The organism is Ruegeria sp. K7 (genome assembly GCF_056531785.1).
Genome location: NZ_JBQFMJ010000004.1, coordinates 79,976 through 101,266, shown reverse-complemented (window position 1 = coordinate 101,266; position 21,291 = coordinate 79,976). Strand labels below are relative to the sequence as shown.

General features: G+C 61.9%; 22 protein-coding genes. 13 read left to right on the top strand and 9 right to left on the bottom strand.

Annotated features, from left to right (window positions below):
- Nucleotides 1–162 precede the first annotated feature (162 nt).
- Genes ACR0FE_RS09300 through ACR0FE_RS09275 form a run of 6 tightly spaced genes read right to left on the bottom strand, consistent with a single transcriptional unit; the run spans nt 163 to nt 4,144 of the window.
- Entirely contained in the window at nt 163–444 is a 282-nt protein-coding gene (locus ACR0FE_RS09300) for a hypothetical protein (protein ID WP_480912572.1), read from the bottom strand.
- Nucleotides 441–1,046 (bottom strand): glycerol-3-phosphate 1-O-acyltransferase PlsY, encoded by a 606-nt coding sequence (gene plsY, locus ACR0FE_RS09295; protein WP_170679600.1) that lies wholly within the window; start codon nt 1,044–1,046, stop codon nt 441–443. Before plsY ends, ACR0FE_RS09300 begins: the two co-directional genes overlap by 4 nt.
- A complete protein-coding gene (gene pyrC / locus ACR0FE_RS09290; protein ID WP_480912570.1) occupies nt 1,046–2,326 on the bottom strand; it encodes a dihydroorotase in 1,281 nt (426 codons plus the stop codon). Before pyrC ends, plsY begins: the two co-directional genes overlap by 1 nt.
- On the bottom strand, nt 2,323–2,709 hold the full coding sequence (locus ACR0FE_RS09285; protein WP_480912568.1) for a hypothetical protein: 387 nt from the start codon (nt 2,707–2,709) through the stop codon (nt 2,323–2,325). The genes pyrC and ACR0FE_RS09285 overlap by 4 nt, the downstream gene beginning before the upstream one ends.
- Nucleotides 2,694–3,212, bottom strand: coding sequence for a hypothetical protein (locus ACR0FE_RS09280; RefSeq protein ID WP_480912567.1), 519 nt, complete (start codon nt 3,210–3,212; stop codon nt 2,694–2,696). Before ACR0FE_RS09280 ends, ACR0FE_RS09285 begins: the two co-directional genes overlap by 16 nt.
- Nucleotides 3,209–4,144 carry an aspartate carbamoyltransferase catalytic subunit gene (locus tag ACR0FE_RS09275; RefSeq protein WP_480912565.1) on the bottom strand — a complete coding sequence of 312 codons (936 nt, stop codon included), beginning with the start codon at nt 4,142–4,144 and terminating at the stop codon, nt 3,209–3,211. Before ACR0FE_RS09275 ends, ACR0FE_RS09280 begins: the two co-directional genes overlap by 4 nt.
- A 762-nt stretch (nt 4,145–4,906) precedes the next feature.
- On the opposite strand from ACR0FE_RS09275, the gene ACR0FE_RS09270 reads away from it, so the two are divergent.
- From ACR0FE_RS09270 to ACR0FE_RS09245, 6 genes are all read left to right on the top strand, one after another.
- On the top strand, nt 4,907–5,674 hold the full coding sequence (locus tag ACR0FE_RS09270) for a uracil-DNA glycosylase (protein ID WP_170614347.1): 768 nt from the start codon (nt 4,907–4,909) through the stop codon (nt 5,672–5,674).
- Entirely contained in the window at nt 5,671–6,270 is a 600-nt protein-coding gene (locus tag ACR0FE_RS09265) for a metallophosphoesterase family protein (RefSeq protein ID WP_170679613.1), read from the top strand. The genes ACR0FE_RS09270 and ACR0FE_RS09265 overlap by 4 nt, the downstream gene beginning before the upstream one ends.
- Nucleotides 6,267–6,887, top strand: coding sequence for a LysE family translocator (locus ACR0FE_RS09260; protein WP_480912562.1), 621 nt, complete (start codon nt 6,267–6,269; stop codon nt 6,885–6,887). The genes ACR0FE_RS09265 and ACR0FE_RS09260 overlap by 4 nt, the downstream gene beginning before the upstream one ends.
- 6 nt (nt 6,888–6,893) lie before the next feature.
- The gene (gene moaB, locus ACR0FE_RS09255) at nt 6,894–7,436 is read left to right on the top strand and encodes a molybdenum cofactor biosynthesis protein B (protein WP_480912560.1); all 543 of its coding nucleotides are present in this window, start codon (nt 6,894–6,896) and stop codon (nt 7,434–7,436) included.
- Between the two features lie 106 nt (nt 7,437–7,542).
- Nucleotides 7,543–8,997, top strand: a complete 1,455-nt coding sequence (locus ACR0FE_RS09250; protein ID WP_480912558.1) for an efflux RND transporter periplasmic adaptor subunit — start codon at nt 7,543–7,545, stop codon at nt 8,995–8,997.
- Nucleotides 8,998–9,002: 5 nt separating this feature from the next.
- Complete coding sequence (locus ACR0FE_RS09245; RefSeq protein WP_480912557.1) at nt 9,003–12,404, top strand: efflux RND transporter permease subunit; 3,402 nt, start codon at nt 9,003–9,005, stop codon at nt 12,402–12,404.
- Here ACR0FE_RS09245 and ACR0FE_RS09240 read toward each other — a convergent pair.
- Together ACR0FE_RS09240 and ACR0FE_RS09235 are read right to left on the bottom strand one after the other, a co-directional pair.
- A complete protein-coding gene (locus ACR0FE_RS09240) occupies nt 12,382–12,816 on the bottom strand; it encodes an NUDIX hydrolase (RefSeq protein ID WP_480912555.1) in 435 nt (144 codons plus the stop codon). The two genes, ACR0FE_RS09245 and ACR0FE_RS09240, sit on opposite strands and share 23 nt — an antisense overlap.
- A gap of 7 nt (nt 12,817–12,823) precedes the next feature.
- Entirely contained in the window at nt 12,824–13,636 is an 813-nt protein-coding gene (locus ACR0FE_RS09235; RefSeq protein ID WP_480904662.1) for a protein-disulfide reductase DsbD domain-containing protein, read from the bottom strand.
- Between the two features lie 146 nt (nt 13,637–13,782).
- Here ACR0FE_RS09235 and ACR0FE_RS09230 point away from each other — a divergent pair, with 146 nt between their 5' ends.
- A complete protein-coding gene (locus tag ACR0FE_RS09230; protein ID WP_480813072.1) occupies nt 13,783–14,337 on the top strand; it encodes a YqgE/AlgH family protein in 555 nt (184 codons plus the stop codon).
- Here ACR0FE_RS09230 and ACR0FE_RS09225 read toward each other — a convergent pair whose 3' ends face one another.
- Complete coding sequence (locus tag ACR0FE_RS09225; protein ID WP_480912553.1) at nt 14,338–15,288, bottom strand: L-threonylcarbamoyladenylate synthase; 951 nt, start codon at nt 15,286–15,288, stop codon at nt 14,338–14,340.
- 137 nt (nt 15,289–15,425) lie between these two features.
- Here ACR0FE_RS09225 and ACR0FE_RS09220 point away from each other — a divergent pair, with 137 nt between their 5' ends.
- From ACR0FE_RS09220 to ACR0FE_RS09195, 6 genes are all read left to right on the top strand, one after another.
- On the top strand, nt 15,426–17,129 hold the full coding sequence (locus tag ACR0FE_RS09220) for an acyl-CoA dehydrogenase family protein (protein WP_480912551.1): 1,704 nt from the start codon (nt 15,426–15,428) through the stop codon (nt 17,127–17,129).
- A complete protein-coding gene (locus tag ACR0FE_RS09215; protein ID WP_480912550.1) occupies nt 17,126–18,175 on the top strand; it encodes an MBL fold metallo-hydrolase in 1,050 nt (349 codons plus the stop codon). The genes ACR0FE_RS09220 and ACR0FE_RS09215 overlap by 4 nt, the downstream gene beginning before the upstream one ends.
- 3 nt (nt 18,176–18,178) lie before the next feature.
- Complete coding sequence (locus ACR0FE_RS09210) at nt 18,179–18,631, top strand: DUF6173 family protein (RefSeq protein ID WP_170614358.1); 453 nt, start codon at nt 18,179–18,181, stop codon at nt 18,629–18,631.
- 64 nt (nt 18,632–18,695) lie between these two features.
- Nucleotides 18,696–20,534 (top strand): glycerophosphodiester phosphodiesterase, encoded by a 1,839-nt coding sequence (locus ACR0FE_RS09205; RefSeq protein WP_480912548.1) that lies wholly within the window; start codon nt 18,696–18,698, stop codon nt 20,532–20,534.
- Nucleotides 20,521–21,081, top strand: coding sequence for a hypothetical protein (locus tag ACR0FE_RS09200; protein WP_170816942.1), 561 nt, complete (start codon nt 20,521–20,523; stop codon nt 21,079–21,081). The genes ACR0FE_RS09205 and ACR0FE_RS09200 overlap by 14 nt, the downstream gene beginning before the upstream one ends.
- Nucleotides 21,082–21,148: 67 nt before the next feature.
- A complete protein-coding gene (locus tag ACR0FE_RS09195; protein WP_170614361.1) occupies nt 21,149–21,283 on the top strand; it encodes an aa3-type cytochrome c oxidase subunit IV in 135 nt (44 codons plus the stop codon).
- Nucleotides 21,284–21,291 lie beyond the last annotated feature (8 nt).

The window sequence follows — 21,291 nt, the reverse complement described above, 5'->3', positions numbered from 1 at the left end:
CAGATGGCGTTGGAATTGCACCTTGGTTTCCCTCGTGATTTTGTCCTGTGCGGTCGGTAATTGGCCGTCACAACATCCCAGTTGGGAAGCGGGCTGTTCACGTTCAAAGCAATCAATTGTGATTGTGCGGTTATGAATAGGTGATGTGCGGGAACGAAGGTTTCAGCCGACCGGTTGCGGATCGGGCACCAGCGCCATCGTGAACGCGATCACCTTGGCTGCAGACATCTCGCAGGGCCGGAGCAGCGCACCGCTGTTCTTGGTCTGATACAGGTTCAGGCTGATGTAATCTGTGCCGCCCAGCTGATGCGCCACCAGCTTGTGCGACTTACCTTTCGCCACGGTCTGGCGGTACACGACATAACGCCCGTCGCGGCTTGTCCCGGTGAAAGTGCCTATGGGCAGGGCAAAGAATGCGTTCAGAAATTCGTCTGGCGGGGTCACGATTTGCCGATTTTCGGCTCGGTCCCGGCCTTGATACGCGCGACGTTGGCACTGTGCCGCCAATAGACCAGCAGGGTCAGGATTATCCCCAGAATGAAACTCGCGCCATCCGTCAGAACAACGATCCAGACCGTCAGCAGGGCCGCCGCCGCAAGCGCGCCAACCGAGGAGATCCTCCAGATCGCCGCCGCCACAAGCCAGCTCAGACAGCAGGCAACCCCGACCCGCCAGTCCAGTGCCAGCCACAGGCCCAGAAAGGTCGCGACACCCTTGCCGCCCTTGAAGCCCAGCCAGACCGGAAAGCAATGTCCCAGAAAAGCGGTCAGGGCGGCAATCTGGGCTGCGTCTTCTCCGGCCAGTGAACGTGCCAGCAGAACAGCCACCGCCCCTTTGGCCGCATCGAAAATCAGGGTCAGCGCGGCGGCGGCCTTGTTGCCGGTGCGCAGAACATTGGTGGCGCCGATATTGCCGGACCCGATACTGCGCAAGTTGCCCAGCCCCATGACCCTGGCGATGATCATGCCGAAGGGAACGGACCCCATAAGGTAACCGATCACGGCCCACAGGATCAGTTGGGTCATGGTGCTGTCGATCAGGGGCATCAGGTTCTCCGGTAAACTTCTTTGCCAGCGACAAAAGTCGCAGTGACCTTACCCTGCATCCGCTGGCCGTCAAACGGTGTGTTCTGCGACTTGGACTTCAGGGCGAACCGGTCCAGCACAAAGGGGACATCGGGATCGAACAGCACCAGATCGGCCGGTGCGCCTTCGGACAGGCGACCGCACTCCAGGCCCAACCGTTTCGCCGGGTTCAGGGCCATGGCGCGAAACAGCGTCGGCAGGTCCAGCTGCTCGGCATGATAAAGGCGCAGCGCGGCGGGCAGCAGTGTTTCCAGCGCCACCGCGCCCGAGGCGGCTTCTTCAAACGGCAGACGCTTGCTTTCTTCGTCCTGCGGCGTGTGCATCGAGCTGATCGTGTCGATCAACCCGGTGCGCAGCGCCTCGATCACCGCCAGCCGGTCGTCTTCGGACCGCAGCGGGGGTTTGACCTTGAAGAAGGTACGGTAGTCGGCCACGTCCAGTTCGTTCAGCGTCAGATGATGGATCGAAGTGCCCGCAGTGACGTCCAGCCCATTGCGCTTGGCGCGTTCCAGCGCGGGTAGGGCGCGGGCGGTGGTGATCTGGTCGGCGTGGTATTTTGCACCGGTCATTTCCAGCAGGGCGATGTCGCGGTCCAGCCCCATCCGCTCGGCCATTGGCGATACGGCGGGCAGGCCGCGCAGGGCAGCGAACTTGCCGCTGGTCGCGGCGGCCCCGGCGCTCAAGCCTGGTTCCTGCGGATGCGCGATGACCAGTGCGCCGCAGGATTTCGCGTAGGTCAACGCGCGAGAGAACACTTTGGTATTGGCGATAACGTGATCGCAATCGGTGAACGCAACGGCTCCTGCGTCTTGCAGGAAACCGATCTCGGTCATTTCGCGGCCCTCGCGGCCCTTGGTCAGGGCGGCCATCGGCAGCACGTTAACCGGTGTATCGGCCTGTGCCCGGCGGGTGACGAATTCCAACGTTTCCGGCGTGTCGATGGCGGGGCTGGTGTCGGGCCGAGTGACCATGGTGGTCACGCCACCGGCTGCGGCGGCCAGACCCGCGGATTTATAGCTTTCCTTGTGACGCTCACCCGGTTCGCAGACCTTTACGCCGATATCGACGATACCCGGTGCCAGACATTGGCTGCCGCAGTCGATGATTTGGGAGTCGCAAACCGGTGCCTGCCCCTCTCCGCGCGCCACAATCCGGCCCTCGGCGACCTGCAGCCACCCGGTTGCATCGGTTCCGGCCTCGGGGTCGATCAGGCGGGCGTTTGAGAAGAGAACGGTGCTCATGAAATGGCCCTTTCGATTGCGGCTTTGGTGGCGGCAGGGTCTGCCTGGTATTTGATCAGATGTTTGTCACCACTTTTGGTGAAGATCTGGACGAAGCTGCCTAGGATGTTGACCGCATCGATCTGGTTCAGTGGCACATTGCGGGGGCCGGGGCCGGTCAGGGTGGTATCCGTCATCTGCCATGTGGCAACCAGTTCTTCGGAGGCCAGATACCAGGCGCGGATACCGATGGCGGCAAGCCCGGCGGGTGCGCCGGTCCAGACGTAGGGGTTGCCGGTCAGCCAGAGAACCAGCATCGCACACGCCATGGCCCCGGCAGCGAGCCAGGCGTTGGTGCGGATATAGGCGCCTTTGTCCGGTGCGAAACTTACAGGATCAGCCACAGAGCACCTCCGATAACCAGAAAGATCACCAGAGCCAGAATGGCCGACCCCATACGGCGCGGTTTGTTATCAACAGGGGCGGTCTGCGGCGCCGAGAACGGTTTGGCGCTTTCGGTTTCAATCGGGCCACCGGTCCAGTTGGTGGCCTCTTCGGTATAAAGACCGGTCAGGTGCAGCCTCGGGTCCGGCGTCAGTGTTACCGGGCGGTCGTCAAAGGCGGCACTGCGCACGACCATCACCCAGCCTTCGATGGCGTCCAACGCGGCGCGGTCCAGTTGGTCGGCAGAGACGCCGCAGCCCTCGTTCAGATAGCCGCAAAGCCCGAGGTCTTCGAGGTCCGAGACCGGAAAAACGTCGATCTGATCCGTATCCAGCCCCGTCACGCCCAAGACCTGATCGGCAGCGCCCGGTTCGCGCAGGAACTTAGCCTCTTCCGGGCGCATATCCAGCGCAAACAGGCGGAGCACGCCGCGTTCGTGGGGGGCGACAGTCAGATCGCTCATGCGGCCTCGCGCAGGTTGCGGGCCAGCAGTTCCATCGCGGCCATCCGCACTGCGACGCCCATCTCGACCTGTTCCTGAATGACGGACCGGTTGATGTCATCGGCCAGTGTGCCGTCGATCTCGACCCCGCGGTTCATCGGGCCGGGGTGCATGACGATCGCGTCGGGTTTTGCCAGTGCCAGCTTGGCGGCGTCCAGACCATAGCGATGGTAGTATTCCCTTTCCGAGGGGATAAACCCGCCATCCATCCGCTCTTTCTGAAGGCGCAGCATCATGACCACGTCGACATCTTTCAGGCCGTCGTTCATGTCGTCGTAGATTTCAGCTCCGAACTCGGCGAATTGCGCAGGCACCAGCGTCGGCGGGCCGATCAGGCGGATGCGGTTCTCCATCTTGCCCAGCAGGATCAGATTCGAGCGGGCCACACGGGAATGGGCCACGTCTCCGCAAATGGCGATGTTCAGACGGTGTAGCCGGCCCTTGGCGCGCCGAATGGTCAGCGCGTCCAGCAGCGCCTGCGTCGGGTGCTCGTGCCGCCCGTCGCCCGCGTTCAGCACGGCGCAGTTCACCTTCTGCGCCAGCAGATCGACCGCGCCGGAATGCGGGTGCCGCACCACCAGCAGATCGGGATGCATCGCGTTCAGTGTCATAGCTGTATCAATCAGCGTCTCGCCCTTTTTGATCGAACTGGCCTGCATCGCCATGTTCATCACATCCGCGCCCAGCCGCTTGCCCGCAATCTCGAAGCTTGCCTGCGTGCGGGTCGAGTTCTCGAAGAACATGTTGATCTGGGTCAGCCCCGCCAGCACATCCGAGTGTTTCGACGACTGGCGATTCATATCGACGTATTTCTCGGCCAGATCCAGAATGGCGGTGATATCGGATTGCGACAGATGCTCGATGCCAAGAAGGTGACGATGGGCGAAACGCATGGGCGGGCTCCTGTCTGACAATCGGGCCGCTTATAAGAAGCCACGCAGCGCAAGGCAACCTAAGGATCAGTGCTCTCGGGCAGTTTCTCGCACCCGCCTTTCGGCAGGCACTGCTCGCCGGGTTTGCACCATTTGCCATAACCGCAATCGATGGCCCGGACCGGCACACAGCCTTGATTTCTGGAGCATTTGAAACCGGGACGGCACTGCGATCCGGTTTTTTCGCACAAAAACCAGCCCGGACGGGAGCAACCGCCAGCCGGCAGACAGGACGATCCCGCAGAGCAGACATTTCCGTCGTCGCAGGCGCTTGGCAGCCCGGGGTTGAACTCAGGCGTGATCCGTTCGCATTCTCCGCGCCCGTTGCAGAAACTGTTGCTTGGACAATCCAGGCGCGACGTGCATTTGTTTGCCCCTGCAGGCGCACAGCGGGTGCCGCCTGCCACGCAGCGTTCAAATGGCCCGCAAGACCGGCCCCCGCCGCAATAGGTTCCGCCTGCGCGGATGCAGTGGCCGTCAAAGCTGCACCGCTGTCCTCCGCTGCAGCAGGTGCTGCCGCATTGGAACTGCCCTGCGCGGCACTGCCCGTGCTTGTCGTGAAAGGTCGCCATGGCCGGTCCGCTGCCAAAGACGTTGAACAGCAGCAGGAGCAGGAGATATCTCAGAGCAATCAGCATGTGCATGGCCATCGTCGGTGCGACCGGGTGCCATGGCAAGGTCTATTCGCTTTCCCTCGGGCCAAAGCTGGTTAGATTATGAGGCATGGAATCGGCAATGGACCATCATACCGCGCGCGCCCTGCTGGAATGGCAGGTTGAACTGGGCGTCACCGACGCTATCGGTGACGCGCCGGTTGACCGCTATGCCTTGCCGGATACCGCGCCGAAGGCCCGGACACAGGTTGTTGAACATTCGTCGCAAGAAAAGCCGCGACAGGCGGACCCAATTGCGGCTGCCGAAAAGGCCGCGCGCGGGGCAGGGTCGCTGCCGGAATTGCGCGCAACGATGGATGCGTTCGATCTGTGCGACCTGAAGCGGGGCGCACGGCAGCTGGTGTTTGCGGATGGCACCCCCGGCGCGCGGGTGATGATCATAGGCGAGGCCCCGGGCCGGGATGAGGATCGCGAAGGCAAGCCGTTCGTGGGTCGCGCCGGGCAATTGCTGGACCGGATGCTGGCTGCCATTGATCTGAACCGGGCCGAGAATGTCTATATCACGAACGTCCTGCCATGGCGCCCGCCGCAGAACCGTGATCCGAAGCCCGAGGAAATCGGCATGATGAACCCGTTTCTGCAGCGTCATATCGCATTGGCAAACCCTGAGGTTCTTGTGGTGATGGGCAATATCAGCTGTCAGGCCGTGCTGGGAAAACGCGGCATCACGCGGCTGCGCGGGAATTGGGAACAGGCGCTGGATCTGCCGGTCATACCAATGTTTCACCCCGCCTATCTGCTGCGGCAGCCGCAGATGAAGCGGCAGGCCTGGGCCGATCTGCTGGAACTCAGGGCGTGGCTGGAGGCGAAGCGATGAAAATACTGGCGTTCTCGGACCTGCATATGGCGCGCAACCGCGCCGCCGATCTGGTTGCGGCCAGTGCAGAGGCCGATCTGGTGATCGGGGCCGGGGATTACTGCAACATGCGTCAGGGTCTGGACGAAGCGATGGCCATGCTGTCCGGTATCGCGGCACCGATGGTTCTGGTGCCGGGCAATGCCGAAAGCGCGGAGGAGCTGGCAGATGCCGTCCCCGACGGGGTGCATGTGCTGCACGGGTCCGGGATGACCGTCGACGGGCTGCGGCTGTTCGGTCTGGGCTACGGCGTGCCGGTTACGCCTTTTGGCGACTGGTCCTGTGACATGACCGAAGGCGATGCGACCGAAATGCTGGCACGATGCGTCGGGACAGACATCCTGATCGCGCATTCACCGCCGAAAGGGTACGGCGATAAGACATCTCAGGGGCTTTCTGTCGGGTCAACGGCCATCCGGAATGCAATAGAACGGATTCAGCCCGCGTTGGTGCTTGGTGGCCATATCCATGACAGCTGGGGGTATCGCGGTTCGATCGGCCGGTCGCAGGTCGCCAATCTCGGTCCGCAAGTCAACTGGTTCGAGGTCCGCGCATGATCGAGACCGTGACGCTGCTGGCCTTTGTGCCCGCGGCCATCGCACTGAACCTGACCCCGGGTGCGGATATGATGTTCTGTTTCGGGCAGGGGCTGCGATCCGGCACAAAACCCGCGATTGCCGCCAGCGCCGGAATTTCGATGGGTTCGATGATCCATGTTTCGCTGGCCGGGCTGGGATTGGGCGCGGTTGTTGCCGCTGTTCCGTGGGTGTTCGACGCGATCCGCTGGCTGGGTGTCGCCTATCTGCTGTATCTGGCATGGGGTGCGATACGGCACGGCGCGATTTCGGCCGAAGGTCCGGCAAAACCAACACGCTATGCCTTTCGCGACGGGTTTTTGGTTAACCTGACCAACCCGAAGGTCATTCTGTTTGTCCTTGCCTTTATTCCGCAATTCGTAAACCCCGCCTCGGGGTCCGTTCTGCTGCAATTCCTGATCTTCGGGGCGATTATTTCCATCGGCGGGTTCGTTATCAACGGGCTGGTGGGCGTGTTTGCCGGGGGCGCGGGTCAAATGCTGATCAACAGCCCCCGCGCGTCCAGAATTCTGGGCTGGGTCAGTGGCGGCATCTTCACCGCTCTGGCGATCCGGCTTGCCATCATGGAAAGGGCCTGACGCCAAATGTCACGCATTGATGAAACCATGGAGTTCATCCCGGTTCGTATCGCCGTTCTGACCGTGTCAGATACGCGCTCGATCGAGGAAGACCGTTCAGGCCAGACCCTGGTCGACCGGATTGAACGGGCCGGCCACACCCTTGCCGACCGCAAAATCCTGCCGGATGAGCGCAGCCAGATCGCAGATCAGCTGCGCGCCTGGATCGCCGAGCCCAATATTGACGTTGTCCTGTCGACCGGGGGGACCGGCCTGACGGGGCGCGATGTCACGGTCGAGGCGCATCGCGACGTCTATGAAAAGGAAATCGAGGCGTTTGGAACCGTCTTCACCATCATCTCGATGGAAAAGATCGGCACTTCGGCTGTTCAGTCGCGCGCAACAGGCGGCGTGGCGGGCGGGACCTATCTGTTTGCCCTCCCCGGTAGTCCCGGCGCGTGCAAGGACGCCTGGGACGGGATTTTGGAAAAACAGTTCGATTATCGGCATCGCCCCTGCAATTTTGTGGAAATAATGCCCCGATTGGACGAACATCTGCGACGGAAGTAGACTGGTCATACGTTCAAGTCCTTATAACCGCCTTGTGGCTTGGCTTATTTTCCGGTCCAGCTACATTTCGCGTATGGCAGCCTGTTGCAACTTGGGTGAATGATTGATGCGATTTCTGAGGCAAAGCCTTGTCGGTGTCTTTCTGGCGTCCATGACGCTGGCCCTGTTGTTTGTGGCTGCACAGATGATTGCAAATGCGCTGCAGGATGTGCTGACCCGGGACGAAACCCGCCCGCCAGCGCAGGAGAGGGTATTTGCGGTCAGCGTCAAGCCCGCGCTGGTGGAAACGGTAATCCCCTATCTGGATGCGTTTGGCGAAGTGCAAAGCCGCCGCAGGCTTGAGTTGCGCGCGGCTCTGGGTGGGCGGGTTGTGTCCCTGGCCGAGGAATTTGAAGATGGCGGCGTTGTGTCCGCTGGCGAGGTGCTGGTTGAACTGGACCCCGCCGATGCGCAATCGGCGCTGGACCGTGCCAAGTCCGATCTGCTGGATGCCCAGTTCGAAGAGCGCGATGCCGAACGGTCGCTGCTGCTGGCGCAGGACGAGTTGAACTCGGCCGAAGCTCAGGCCGAGTTGCGCGGACGCGCCCTGCAGCGCCAGAAGGATCTGCAAAGCCGTGGCGTTGGTGCCGCCGCCAGCGTGGAAGAGGCTGAACTGGCCGCAGCGTCGGCTCAGCAATCGGTTCTGGCCCGGCGGATCGCACTGGCGCAGGCCGAATCCCGTGTCGATCAGGCCACCACGTTGCTGGCCCGCGCGCGGATCGCCTTGGAAGCGGCCGAGCGGGATCTGGACGACATGACGATTCGCGCCCGGTTTGGCGGCACGCTGACCGATGTCACACTGGTCGAGGGCCGATTGGTGACGGCCAATGAAAAACTGGCCGAACTGGTCGATCCGGACGCGCTGGAAGTGGCGTTTCGGGTGTCGACCGCACAGTATGTGCGCCTGCTGGACGCGCGGGGCGAGCTGATCAAAGCCCCCGTTTCCGTGTCGCTGGAAGTGACCGGCACCGACCTGGTCGCCCTTGGCCGGATCAGCCGCGACAGCGGATCGGCGGGGGAAGGGCAGACGGGCCGGTTGATCTATGCCCGCCTGAATGATGCGTTTGGTTTCAAACCCGGTGACTTCGTAACGGTCTCGGTCGAGGAACAACCCGTCGAGAATGTTGTTCGCATGCCGTCGACGGCTCTTGATGCGTTTGGCACCGTACTGGTGCTGGGTGATGGCGACCGGCTTGAGGCGCTGCCTGTGCAATTGATCCGCCGACAGGGCGATGAGGTGCTGCTGCGCGGGCAGGGGCTGGAAGGGCGCGAGGTGGTGATCGGACGCACCCCGTTGCTGGGCGCGGGCGTACGTGTTCGTCCCTTGCGGGCCGAAGCCCGGGCGCAGCCGGACACGGATATGGTCGAGTTGTCGGATGAACAACGCGCGCAGCTTGTAGCGCAGGTCGAAGCCAGTGCAGGCATGTCGCAGGACGCCAAGGCCCGCGTGCTGGGCCAGTTGAGCGAGGCGAAAGTGCCTGCATCGCTGGTGCGCCGTCTTGAAAGCCCGACAGGGGGATAAGCGTCATGATGCGCGAAATCCCCGGTGCGGCAGGCGGTATCCTGAGCTACTTCATCCGGCACCGGACCGTGGCCAATCTTTTGCTGCTGGTGATGTTGGTTCTGGGCGCCGCCGCGATTCCGAACATGCGGGCGCAGTTCTTTCCCGATGTGGTGCTGGAACGGGTGGACGTCACCGTCAATTGGGATCAGGCCGGCCCCGAGGATATGGACAGTGCCATCGTCAGGGTTCTGGAACCTGCCCTGCTGGCTGTCGAGGGCGTGACCAGCACCGAATCCAGTTCGCATCCCGGACATTCGCGCATCCGGATGGAGTTCGAACCGGACTGGGACATGGCCAGGGCCGTCGAGGAGGTGCGCACCGCCGTTGACGCTGTGACCGATCTGCCGGACGACGCTGACGAGCCCATTATCCGGCGCGGCGCCTGGCGGGACCGCGTCACGGACGTTGTACTGACCGGACCGGTCGGGACCGAACAGCTTGCGAACTTCACCGATGAGCTGATCAGCCGCCTGTTCGCAGCCGGTGTGACCCGCACATCGATCCGCGGCATTGCCGCGCCGCGTGTGGTGGTCGAGGTGCCGACCGCGCAGCTGATTGCCAATGACATCACCCTGTCCGAAATCGCCTCGGCCATTGCGGCCGAGGTCAATGCAAGCCCTGCGGGGCTGGTAACTGGGGCAAATGCACGCATCAAAGCCGGCACAGAAAAACGTACGCCCGAAGAAATCGAAGGCATTGCGCTGCGCACGTTCGAGGACGGCGCGAAGCTGGTGGTCGGCGATGTGGCGCGGATTTTCGTCGAAGGCGTCACCCGGCATCGCAGCTATTTCGTCGATGACGACCCGGCCATGTCGATCCGCGTCGATCGCTCGAATCTTGGGGATGCGATCGACATCCAGCATCGGGTCGAGGATGTCGTCGCCGAGATGCAAGCCAGTCTGCCCGATGGTGTCACGATCGAACTGATCCGGACCCGGGCGCAGGCCATCACCGACAGGCTGAACATTCTTGTCGACAATGGTCTGCTCGGCCTGGGTCTTGTGGTCTGCCTGCTGTTTCTCTTTCTCAATGCGCGTATTGCGTTCTGGGTTGCAGCCGGTATTCCCGTCGCCATGTCCGCCGCGATCGCGTTCATGTATATCGGCGGGCTGTCCATCAACATGGTTTCACTGTTCGGCCTGATCATCACACTGGGTATTGTGGTCGATGACGCCATCGTGGTCGGTGAACATGCCGATTTCCGTGCACGTCGATTGGGCGAGGCACCGATGGTTGCAGCAGAACGGGCCGCCCGGCGCATGGCGATGCCGGTTTTTGCTGCAACAGTCACGACGGTTATCGCCTTTTTTGGCCTGACCCTGGTTGGCGGGCGCTTCGGGGTGTTGATCCGCGATGTCCCGTTTACCGTGATTGCCGTCCTGATCGCCTCACTGATCGAGTGTTTCCTGATCCTGCCGAACCATATGGCCCATGCCATAAAACACTCGGCCAAGGAACACTGGTATGACCTGCCCAACCGGGTGGTGAACAAGGGTTTTCGCTGGGTGCGCGACCACCTGTTCCGACCACTGATCGCCTGGGTGGTCTGGGCCCGCTATGTGGTTGTCGCGGTGATGGTGGTGATTCTGGCCAGTCAGGTCGCTCTGTTTATCCGTGGAGATGTGAACTGGCGCTTTTTCAACGCGCCCGAGCGTGGTTCGGTCACAGGCAGCTTCATCATGCGCGAAGGGGCGACGCGGGATGACACGCTGGAAATGATGCGCATGTTGCAGCAGGCCGCCGAAGAGATGGGTCAGATCTATGCGGAGCGCCATGGGCGCAATCCCATCGAATATGCGCTGGCCCAGATCGGCGACACGCCGGGCTATGGGCTTGCGGCGGCAGACGGCAAGGACGGGTCGCTGCTGGGGGGTATTTCCATCGAACTGATCGATGCCGATCAGCGCCCCTATTCCAGTTTCGAGTTTGTCGGCGAATTGCAGGAATATGTTCCGCGCCACCCCAAGGTCGAGCTTGTCACGTTTCGTGGCTGGCGGTCCGGCCCGGGCGGCGATGCGATCGATGTCCAGTTTTATGGGGCTGAGATCGACACGCTCAAATCGGCGTCCGAGGATTTGCAGACCGAACTGTCGAAATACCCCGAGGTTTCCGCGCTGCAGGACGATCTGGCCTATGACAAGGAAGACTTCATTCTGGAACTCACAGCACAGGGTCAGGCCCTGGGATTCCGGATTGAAACGCTGGGACGGGTTCTGCGCAGCCGCCTGAACGGGATCGAGGCCGCAACTTTCCCCGACGGCCCGCGCAGCGCCGAAATACGGGTTGAACTGCCCGAAAGCGAACTGACGGCCGATTTTCTGGAACGCACACTGATGCGGTCGCCCGAGGGGATATACGTACCGCTGGCCGATATCGTTTCGGTCCAGCGAAAGTCAGGCTTTTCCACGATCCGGCGCGAGAATGGCTTGCGGGTGGTCTCGGTAAATGGCGACATCTCCGAAGATGACCCCGATCGCGCCGCTGAAATTGAACGCGCACTCAGTCAGGAAATCCTGCCCAAAATCGCCTCTGAGCGACAGGTCGAATGGCGCATGTCGGGGCTGAGTGAGCAGGAGGACGATTTTCTGTCGCAGGCGCGCACCGGCCTGATCCTGTGCCTGACGGGCATCTATCTGGTTCTGGCCTGGGTCTTTGCAAGCTGGACACGGCCGTTGTTGGTCATGGCGATCATTCCGTTCGGCCTCGTGGGCGCCATCTGGGGCCACTACATCTGGGCTGTACCGCTTAGCATGTTCACGGTCGTGGGCCTGCTGGGGATGACAGGGATAATCATCAACGACTCCATCGTGCTGGTGACGACCATCGACGCCTATCAACAGGACAGGGGGTTGATTCCGTCCATTGTCGAAGGCACAGCCGACAGGTTGCGGCCGGTGATGCTGACCACTTTGACCACGGTTCTGGGTCTCACTCCGCTGCTGTACGAAGGCTCGCAGCAGGCGCAGTTCCTCAAGCCCACAGTGATCACGCTGGTCTACGGTCTTGGGTTCGGAATGCTTCTGGTTCTGTTGCTTGTACCTGCGCTGCTGGCCATTCTGAATGACGTGACACGTCCGATGACCTCAATGCGTCGCGCCCTGCGCGCGCCGGACCGAGTGGTGCAAGGGATGATTGTCATAACCGGTCTGGCATTGCTGGCCTGGTTTGCGGTGACGATGGTGTGGCCCGCTGTCGCGGGCACGCCGCTGACCGCTCTGGCCGACTTTTACCCCGGCGAGGATGGTTCTGCGGTTCTGCGTATGGGACTGGGTGTGTTCGCTGCTGGTGCGGCGCTGATCCTGGTGCTGAGCGTCGCGCTTTCCGGTCTGATTTACGCGCGGCTCAGAAGCCGGATCGGGGCCTGACCCCGTCCAATGCGGTCTCCAGCAGGTCGGCGACACGTGCGCTCATATTCAATTCGCTGCGCGTGATCTGATCGATGGGAAACCAGCGCGCGTCCATCGCGTCATCGCCGGCAACCGGATCGCCGGCCTGATATCGGCAAGCTACGCCGACCAGCAGGTAATGCGACAGAACCTGCCCGTTAGGATCACGACGCAGCAGATCCAGATTGTCCAGATACTGCAGAGGTTCAGCCATCACCGATGTTTCCTCGTGCAATTCACGCTGCGCGGCCTGCATCACGGTCTCGCCCCATTCGACACGACCGCCGGGAAATCCCCAAAGTCCGGCATCCGGTTGCTTGGAGCGCTTTACAAGCAACACCTGATCCTGATGGACAACAACGGCCAGAGCGCCGATTTTTGGGTATTGCATCACCGGATCAGCCCGCGCTGCATCCCTGAATGTCAACCGCGTGGCTGCTGCCCAGCACGGTGATCCTGACGGCTGACCGGTCCAGCGCAAAGGGGCTGCCCGATGCATTGACCACCTCGGTCCGGGCGATCAGCGTGTCGCCCTGCCGGCGGGTTTCGGGATGTGCGGCCCACAACGCCGGATTGCCCGGCTCGATCACGGCGACTTCGGTCCCTCCGGCCGACGGCATGGTGATGCGGGCCTCGATTTGCATGCCGTCTTTTGTGGGCGACAGGTGGCACTTGGCGCTGGCCACACGGGCCTCGTTGGCGGAATAGGGGCGTTGTGCCAATGCGGCGGCAATGGCCGGGTTGCGTCCTGCGTTCTTGTCCAGGGTATGATCGAAACCCAGCCGCTCGGGGATGCAGACATCCTTGCACACGCCCAGATCCATCTCACCGCGCAGACGTACTGGTTTGGCAGGGTTCTTTGGCGTGATCTCGACCGGAAGGACCAGCTGATCCTGATACCCGATCGAGCGCAACCCGTTCTGGTCAAAAACATCCGGCGCAGGCCAGGTGATCGAAATGTCGCCAACGTTGCGCGACCCTTTCCAGTCGAACTGTGGCGGGATGCCCGCATCGCCCGGCGCGCGCCAGTAAGTTTTCCACCCGTCTTTCAGGGTCAGGCGCAACGCACCCAGATAGGTACCGTTGGCAGTGCGCCCGCCATCCAGAATATCCAGTTGCACAGGTTTGCCCACGCTCTGCGACAGGGCAGGCGAGGCAAGGGCAAAACAGGCGGTCAGCGCAACTGCGGCGGGTCTGAGAAGTGATCGCATACTACATAAATGCGCGCTCTGGCGCGCGAATCCAAGTCACGTTCCGGTCACTGGGGTGAAATACCGCTAAATGTCGGACGATCCCTTGCCAATTGTAGTCCCACGGGTTCATTGTTGAGACAGGACTCAGTCAGAAACGGCGGCTTATGGATCTTACCGGAAAACTGTTGATTGCGATGCCGGGAATGGGCGATCCGCGCTTTGACCACTCGGTTGTCTATATCTGCAGCCATGGTGAAGACGGCGCCATGGGGCTGATTGTCAACAAACCGTCGGACCTGCGCATCAAGACATTGCTGGGGCAGCTCAATATTGCCTGCAACATTCCCGTCATAGGTGAGCGTCTGGTCCATTTCGGCGGTCCGGTCGAGATGTCGCGCGGCTTCGTCCTGCACAGCGCTGATTACGAAGCTAACCTCCACTCGATGCAGATTTCGACCGATTTCAGCATGACGGCCACGCTGGACGTGCTGGAAGATCTGGCTTCGGGGCGGGGGCCTTTGAACTCGATGCTGACGCTGGGATACTCCGGATGGGGCCCGGGCCAGCTTGAGGACGAGATTGCCATGAATGGCTGGCTGACGACCGATGCAACCTCGAAACTGGTGTTCGACGTCGCTGATGACGACAAGTGGGAGGCCGCGCTGGCAACCCTGGGTGTTGATCCCCTGACCTTGTCGGCCAGCGCAGGACGCGCCTGATCAGCTGTCGCGCGGGGCCGCCGCGCGGCGCAGCCGGTCGTTGATTGCCGCCCCAAGGCCATGGTCGGGGATCGGCGAGACCGCAATCGGGAGACCTGTTGTGTTCAGCGCATGAAGGGCAGAAAACAGGTTGGCCGCGGCTTCGGTCAGAACACCATCAGCCGACAAGTTCAAATCGCAGTCGACCGGCCCAAAACCCAGCAGGACTTCATCGCCCTGTCGGGACAGCGCATTCAGCCGAACCGGCGCGTCCGGAGCATAATGAGACTGTAATTGTCCCGGCGCCGTCAAAAGGTCCCCGGGCTGGTGATGATGCAGTCGTGTGTTCAGAACCTCCTCGATCTGTTCCAGCGCCACGCCCCCCGGACGCAGCAGCGCCGGTTCTCCGGCCAGGCCGACGATGGTCGATTCCAGCCCGACACCGCAGGGGCCGTCATCCAGAATGGCTGCGATACGCCCACCCAAGCCGGCGCGCACATGCTCGGCGGTGGTCGGGCTGATCTGTCCTGACGGGTTGGCGGATGGTGCGGCCACCGGACCATCGAATTCGGCCAGCAATGCCCGTGCGCTGGGATGCGCAGGCACCCGGACGGCCAGCGTGTCCAGCCCGGCTGTGACCAGCGATGAAATGCCATGCCCGTCGCGCAGCGGCAGGACCAGCGTCAAAGGCCCGGGCCAGAACGCGGCGGCCAGTTGCTCGGCCTGATCGGACCAGCGGACGAACCGCTGCGCCGCCTGAACGGATGCGACATGCGCGATCAGCGGATTGAAGCTGGGCCGCCCCTTTGCTTCATAAATCCCGGCGACCGCTTCGCCATTACGGGCATCACCGCCCAGGCCATAGACCGTCTCGGTCGCAAACGCGACCAGAAGACCCTGCCGCAGCAGATCCGCCGCACGCGAAATGCCGGCCGGATCTGCGCTCAGGTCGAGTGTGCCGTGGGGGATCATGACTGGTGACGCCGCGTTTTGATTGCTTGTAACATGGGGAAGAGTAGGTAATGCCTTCGAGCCCAGATGCATAGTGCCGTGCGCGGATGATTCCAAGCCCGCCTGCGCAAACCGAACTGACAGCCCCGAGGGAAGCCATGACGTATCGCGCCCCAGTCCCAGATTATGAATTCCTGTTCCGCAATGTGATCGGCTTCGACCAGATCGCAGCCACCAAGATGTTTTCAGAGGCCAGTACGGATGTGGTCAGCGCCATTCTGACCGAAGCAGGCAGGATGTGCGAAGAGGTGATGGCCCCGCTGCAACGCCCCGGTGATCTGGAACCGGCGCGGCTGGAAAACGGGGTTCTGCGCTCTTCTCCGGGGTATGCCGATGGCTGGAAGGCGATTTCCGAAGGGGGCTGGATCGGGATAAGCGGCGATCCTGAATATGGCGGCATGGGCCTGCCGATGACCTTGACCAGCGCAGTGAACGAGATGATGAGCGCGGCCTGCCTTTCGCTGCAACTGGCCCCGCTGATGAGCCAGGGCCAGATCGAGGCGCTGGAGTATCACGCCAGTGCCGAGCTGAAAGAGCTTTACCTGCCCAAACTGATGTCGGGCGAATGGTCCGGCACGATGAACCTGACCGAGGCGCAGGCCGGGTCGGACGTGGGTGCCCTGGCCTCAAAGGCGGAACCGAACGGGGATGGCACCTACGCGGTGACGGGTCAGAAGATCTTCATCTCGTGGGGCGACAACGATTTCGCGGAAAACGTCTGCCACCTGGTGCTGGCGCGCCTGCCGGACGGCGTTCCCGGGACCAAGGGAATTTCCCTGTTTCTGGTGCCCAAGTTCATCCCGGATGAGAACGGCAATCCAGGCGTGGCGAACGATCTGAAGGTTGTGTCGCTTGAGCACAAGATGGGCCTGCACGGCTCACCGACCTGCGTCATGCAATATGACGGGGCCAGGGGCTGGCTGGTTGGCAAGGAACATGGCGGCATGGCCGCGATGTTTACGATGATGAACAATGCCCGTCTGGGTGTTGGCGGGCAGGGCGTCGGCGTTGCGGAAGGCGCCTATCAGCATGCGCTGGCCTACGCGCTTGAGCGCAGGCAGGGCAAGACGCCCTCGGGTGCGATCATCGACCATGCCGATGTGCGCCGCATGCTGATGGAAATGCGCGCGGATGTGTTCGCGGCACGGGCCATCCTGCTGGCCAATGCAGTGGCCATCGACATGGCCAACGCGACCGGCGATGCGAACTGGTCGGCCCGCGCTGCGCTGCTGACGCCGATTGGCAAGGCTTTTGGCACCCAGACCGGCATGCGTGTCGCCGAAACCGGCGTGCAGGTTCACGGCGGCATGGGTTTTATCGAGGAAACCGGAGCGGCCCAGTATTACCGCGACGTCCGCGTGACCGCGATTTACGAAGGCACCAATGGTATTCAGGCGATGGATCTGGTCGCCCGCAAAATGATGGACGGCGGTGAGGTTGCGGCACGGCTGCTGGATGAAATCGAAGATCACGCAGAACAGGCGCGGGCCACCATGCCGGAACTGGCCGGCCCGGTCTGGGAAGCCACCGAAAGTCTGCGAGAGGCCACCGAATGGCTGGTTTCCCAGTCGGAAATGAACAACCGCTTTGCCGGGGCCGTCCCATATCTGCAAGCTTTTGCGCGGGTTCTGGGCGCGCATTACCATCTGGCGGCGGCGCTGGCGGAACCCGATGGGCCGCGGTTCAAGCTGGCACGGTTCTACATCAACGCTTTGTTGCCCGAATATGCGGGCCTGCTGGCACAGGCGCAAAACGGGGCGGACGATATCTTTGCGCTCAACCCGGATGAGTTGCTGGCATGAAGGATGGTGAGCAACGATTGACGACACACTACCCCTGGCCGGACCCTCCGGCCCCCGGTGAGGCGATGGAGATTGCCGAAGGCGTCCTTTGGCTGCGCCTGCCGCTGCCCATGGCGCTGGATCATGTCAATGTCTATGCGCTGGATGATGGCGACGGCTGGACGGTGATCGACACCGGTATTTCGTCCAGAAAGTCGCGTGGCATCTGGCAAACTCTGATGGACGGGCCACTGGCAGGCAAGCCGGTGACCCGTGTTGTCGTTACGCATCATCACCCCGACCATGTTGGCAATGCAGGGTGGTTCCAGACCGAACACGGCGCTGAACTGGTGGCCAGCCGCACCGCATGGCTGTTTTCGCGGATGCTGACACTGGACGTGCAGGAAACCTGGCCGCAGGAAACGTTGGACTACTACCGCAGCGCGGGCATGGCGCATGAAATTCTGGCAAAGCGCATGTCGGACCGGCCCTTCAACTTTGCCGACACCGTTTTTCCGATGCCGTTGGGCTATAGCCGGATCAAACAGGGCGACGTGATCCGCATGGGCGGGCGTGACTGGGACGTTCACATGGGCAATGGCCACGCGCCCGAACACGCCACGTTCTGGAGCCGCGATGACAATCTTGTCCTGTCCGGCGATCAGATCATCAGCTCGATCAGCCCCAATCTGGGTGTCTATGTCACCGAACCCATGGCGGATCCGGTGGCCGAGTGGCTGGAAGCCTGCGAGCGGCTGTCGGCGCTGGCGCGTCCCGATCATCTGGTGCTGGCCGGCCACAAGCTGCCCTTCACCGGATTGCCGGTTCGCATGCGGCAACTGGTCGACAATCATCACGGCGCGCTCCGGCGGCTGCTGGATCATCTGGACCGGCCCAAATCTGCCGCCGAGTGCTTTGCCCCCCTGTTCAAGCGTCCGATTGGCGATGGTGAATACGGTCTCGCGCTGGTCGAGGCGGTTGCACATCTGAACCATCTCTACCACATTGATGCTGTAACCCGGTCGCGCCGCGCGGACGGGGCGTGGGAGTTTCAGCGCAAAGGGTAAGCCATGCAGGATCAGATCGAAACCTCGGCCGAGGCCGCAGAATCCGCCGCATTGCCACGCTGTTACGAGGTCCACGCCAACTCCAGTGCGCAATCGGGCAACAAGGATCTTCCCGGCCGCCTGAAAAAGCCGGTCGAAACCAAAAGCCCGGCCCAGTGGGCCTATGAACGCCTGATCCTGTATATCCAGAATTTTGAAAAGACGCTGGACGGCGATCAGGAGGTTGCCATGGGCTTCACCGGCGGCGATGCCGGGGTGATGCGGATCGAGGGGATGGGTTATTTCGACCCTGACGTGATCACCTTTTTCGGCTCGGACGCCACCGGTGCGCGCACCCAACTGGTACAGCATGTCAGCCAGTTGAACGTGATGCTGCGCGCGCTGCCCAAATCGGTCGAGGACAAGCCTGCCAACCGCATCGGTTTTCGGCTGGCTGCGGATCTGGAAGAAAGCTGACAGTCCCGCTTGCAATTCACGCAATCGCAGCCTTGAATGAGCGTATCATTCAGGAGAGCGCCGCGTGACACATTTCTCAACCGTTACAGAGGCCTGGCGGGGGGCTTGGGCGCGCCGTCGGGTGTTCGTACCGATCTATGTTGCGGTGCGACTTTTGCTGGTGGCGCTGATTGCGCCGGGCGTGGCGATAGCCGTGCAACTGGCGGTGTCCCTGTCCAATCAAAGTGCCCTGACCGATCAGGCCATTGCCGGGTTCATCCTGTCCCCGGTGGGCTTTATCGCGGCGATCCTTGCGCTCAGCCTGTTTCTGCTGGCCGAAGTGTTTGTCTTCTCCGTCATGGCGGGTTCTCTGCGCATGGGCGAGGCCGATCCCTGGCGCGCCGGCAGCTCCGCCATCCAACTGATCCTGTCCCGACTGCCCGCTTTGTTCGGCTTTGCGGTCCGGTTTGTCATGCGCGTGTTGCTGCTGGTTCTGCCCTTTGCAGCCATTGCCGCCGTTGTCGCGTGGTGGACACTGACGGAATACGACATCAACTATTACCTGACCTTCCAGCCACCCTCGTTCTGGGTGGCGGTCGTTCTGATCGGGTTAATCGTTCTGGCATTGGCCTGGGTTTTGATCCGAAGGCTGTCGGCCTGGGCCCTGTCGCTGCATCTGGTTCTGTTTGAAAGCTGCAATCCGGCAGAAGCGTTTGAAACCAGCACCGGGCGGATGGAGGGCAAACGCGGACGCCTAAAGATCGAACTGGCGCAGTGGCTGGGCATACGCATCGTGATCGCAGCCGGAATTGCGGCTGTGGCCGGGTTTCTGTTCGATCTCGTACCCCTGCAACCGGGTGGTCGTCTGCAACTGGCACTGACCTACACACTGGTCATCGCCGCGCTCTGGTCGCTGGCCGGTCTTGTTCTGGCGGCCGTCGCGCTGGGCGCTTTGGCGGTGCTACTGGACGGTTTCTTCGAGGCAAAAACGTCAGACATCCCCCACCCCGAACCGGGCAACTTGAGGTTGCCGCTATTTGGTGTTTTGGGGGCTGCCGTCCTTGCAGTGCTGGCCGGTGGCTGGTTCGGGCAGCGGCTGCTTGAACAGGTGCAGGCCCCCGACCACGCGGATGTCATCGGCCACCGCGGGGCCGCGGCCTTGCGGCCCGAAAACACCATGGCGGCCGTTCTTAAGGCCATCGAGGATGGCGCGGACTGGGTTGAGATCGACGTGCAGGAAACGGCCGATGGTGAGGTCATCGTCGCCCATGACAGCGATTTCATGAAACTGGCGGGCGTCAACCTCAAGGTCTGGGATGCCACAATGGACGACGTCGCGGACATCGATATCGGCAGTTGGTTCGGACCCGAATACGCCTCGGAACGCACGCCGACCCTGCGTGAGGTGCTGGAAGCCGCAAAAGGCCGGTCGAAGGTGATCATCGAACTGAAATATTACGGCCATGACGTCGATCTGGAAAACCGGGTTGCCACAACTGTCGAAGAAATGGGGATGCAGGACGATATCGCCACAATGTCCTTGAAATATCCGGCGGTGCAGAAGATGAAGGCCCTGCGCCCGGACTGGCGCGCCGGTGTACTGGCTGCGACCGCAGTCGGCAATCTGTCGGGGTTGGATGGCGATTTTCTGGCGGTGAACGCGGCGATGGCGACACCCGGGCTGGTCCGGTCTGTCCATGCTGCCGGCAAGGATTTGTATGTGTGGACGGTGAACGATCCGTTGCAGATGTCGGCTTTGGCGTCGATGGGCGTCGATGGTCTGATCACCGACCGGCCTGCCATGGCCCGAGAGGTTCTGCGCGTCCGAGCCGAGATGGGTCCGGCGGAACGTTTGCTGCTGTGGTTGGCCACCGAGTTCGGGATGACCGTGGACACAGAGGCGATGCGTGATGCGAGCCCTTAAAACGGCGCTTATCCTGATCGCCCTTGGCACATCCACCGCCGCGCAAGATCTGATGCGCGGCATCGAGATGCCCGGCCATCAGGCCCTGATGACACAATCGGCCGGGGCCGAAGTGACGCCATTTGAAACCGATGGCTGCTCGGGCGGGCTGTCGGCCAGCTGGCGATTGGTGGCTGACATCATCCCAAGCTTCGCCGCACGCTATGAAAACAACCCTCCGTGGGAATATTGCTGCGTTACCCATGACAGCGCCTATCACAACGCCGGCGGCGCAACGCGGGCCGAAGACAGCTATGACGCCCGCCTGTCGGCGGACGATGCACTGCACGCCTGTGTCGAACAACACGGCGATGCGCATGCCGAAGAATACGCGGATCGTTACGGGGTGACACCCGAACAGGTCCGAACCGCCCATTCGGTCACCGCGGATGCCATGTATATGGCGGTGCGATTTGGTGGCGGCCCCTGTTCCGGCCTGCCATGGCGATGGGGCTTTGGTTTTCCGGGCTGTTCGGTATTCGGGTCACAGTCACCTGCGCGCGAATGACGTGGTGACAGCGCTTTCGTTTTCCTTTATCCAAAGCCCAAACACGCGAATTCAGGAGTCTTCCGACATGGCCGAACACAAGCACGGCGAGATGGACATCACAGTTCAAACCAAAACCTTCGAAGGGTTCGTCAAAGCCACAGTCTGGTGCTGTGTGGCCATTGCTTTCCTGGGATTGTTCCTGGCGGTTTTCGCGTCTTGATCTGAACG

Excerpts from the sequence above, each read along its gene's own strand:
- ACR0FE_RS09240 (WP_480912555.1), bottom strand. The coding sequence starts at position 12,816 with ATGCAATACCCAAAAATCGGCGCTCTGGCCGTTGTTGTCCATCAGGAT.
- ACR0FE_RS09210 (WP_170614358.1), top strand. The coding sequence starts at position 18,179 with ATGCAGGATCAGATCGAAACCTCGGCCGAGGCCGCAGAATCCGCCGCA.
- ACR0FE_RS09250 (WP_480912558.1), top strand. The coding sequence starts at position 7,543 with ATGCGATTTCTGAGGCAAAGCCTTGTCGGTGTCTTTCTGGCGTCCATG.
- ACR0FE_RS09220 (WP_480912551.1), top strand. The coding sequence starts at position 15,426 with ATGACGTATCGCGCCCCAGTCCCAGATTATGAATTCCTGTTCCGCAAT.
- ACR0FE_RS09270 (WP_170614347.1), top strand. The coding sequence starts at position 4,907 with ATGGAATCGGCAATGGACCATCATACCGCGCGCGCCCTGCTGGAATGG.
- ACR0FE_RS09275 (WP_480912565.1), bottom strand. The coding sequence starts at position 4,144 with ATGCGTTTCGCCCATCGTCACCTTCTTGGCATCGAGCATCTGTCGCAA.
- ACR0FE_RS09265 (WP_170679613.1), top strand. The coding sequence starts at position 5,671 with ATGAAAATACTGGCGTTCTCGGACCTGCATATGGCGCGCAACCGCGCC.
- ACR0FE_RS09200 (WP_170816942.1), top strand. The coding sequence starts at position 20,521 with ATGCGAGCCCTTAAAACGGCGCTTATCCTGATCGCCCTTGGCACATCC.
- ACR0FE_RS09195 (WP_170614361.1), top strand. The coding sequence starts at position 21,149 with ATGGCCGAACACAAGCACGGCGAGATGGACATCACAGTTCAAACCAAA.
- ACR0FE_RS09280 (WP_480912567.1), bottom strand. The coding sequence starts at position 3,212 with ATGAGCGATCTGACTGTCGCCCCCCACGAACGCGGCGTGCTCCGCCTG.
- ACR0FE_RS09245 (WP_480912557.1), top strand. The coding sequence starts at position 9,003 with ATGATGCGCGAAATCCCCGGTGCGGCAGGCGGTATCCTGAGCTACTTC.
- ACR0FE_RS09215 (WP_480912550.1), top strand. The coding sequence starts at position 17,126 with ATGAAGGATGGTGAGCAACGATTGACGACACACTACCCCTGGCCGGAC.
- moaB (WP_480912560.1), top strand. The coding sequence starts at position 6,894 with ATGTCACGCATTGATGAAACCATGGAGTTCATCCCGGTTCGTATCGCC.
- ACR0FE_RS09225 (WP_480912553.1), bottom strand. The coding sequence starts at position 15,288 with ATGATCCCCCACGGCACACTCGACCTGAGCGCAGATCCGGCCGGCATT.
- ACR0FE_RS09260 (WP_480912562.1), top strand. The coding sequence starts at position 6,267 with ATGATCGAGACCGTGACGCTGCTGGCCTTTGTGCCCGCGGCCATCGCA.
- plsY (WP_170679600.1), bottom strand. The coding sequence starts at position 1,046 with ATGCCCCTGATCGACAGCACCATGACCCAACTGATCCTGTGGGCCGTG.
- pyrC (WP_480912570.1), bottom strand. The coding sequence starts at position 2,326 with ATGAGCACCGTTCTCTTCTCAAACGCCCGCCTGATCGACCCCGAGGCC.
- ACR0FE_RS09235 (WP_480904662.1), bottom strand. The coding sequence starts at position 13,636 with ATGCGATCACTTCTCAGACCCGCCGCAGTTGCGCTGACCGCCTGTTTT.
- ACR0FE_RS09230 (WP_480813072.1), top strand. The coding sequence starts at position 13,783 with ATGGATCTTACCGGAAAACTGTTGATTGCGATGCCGGGAATGGGCGAT.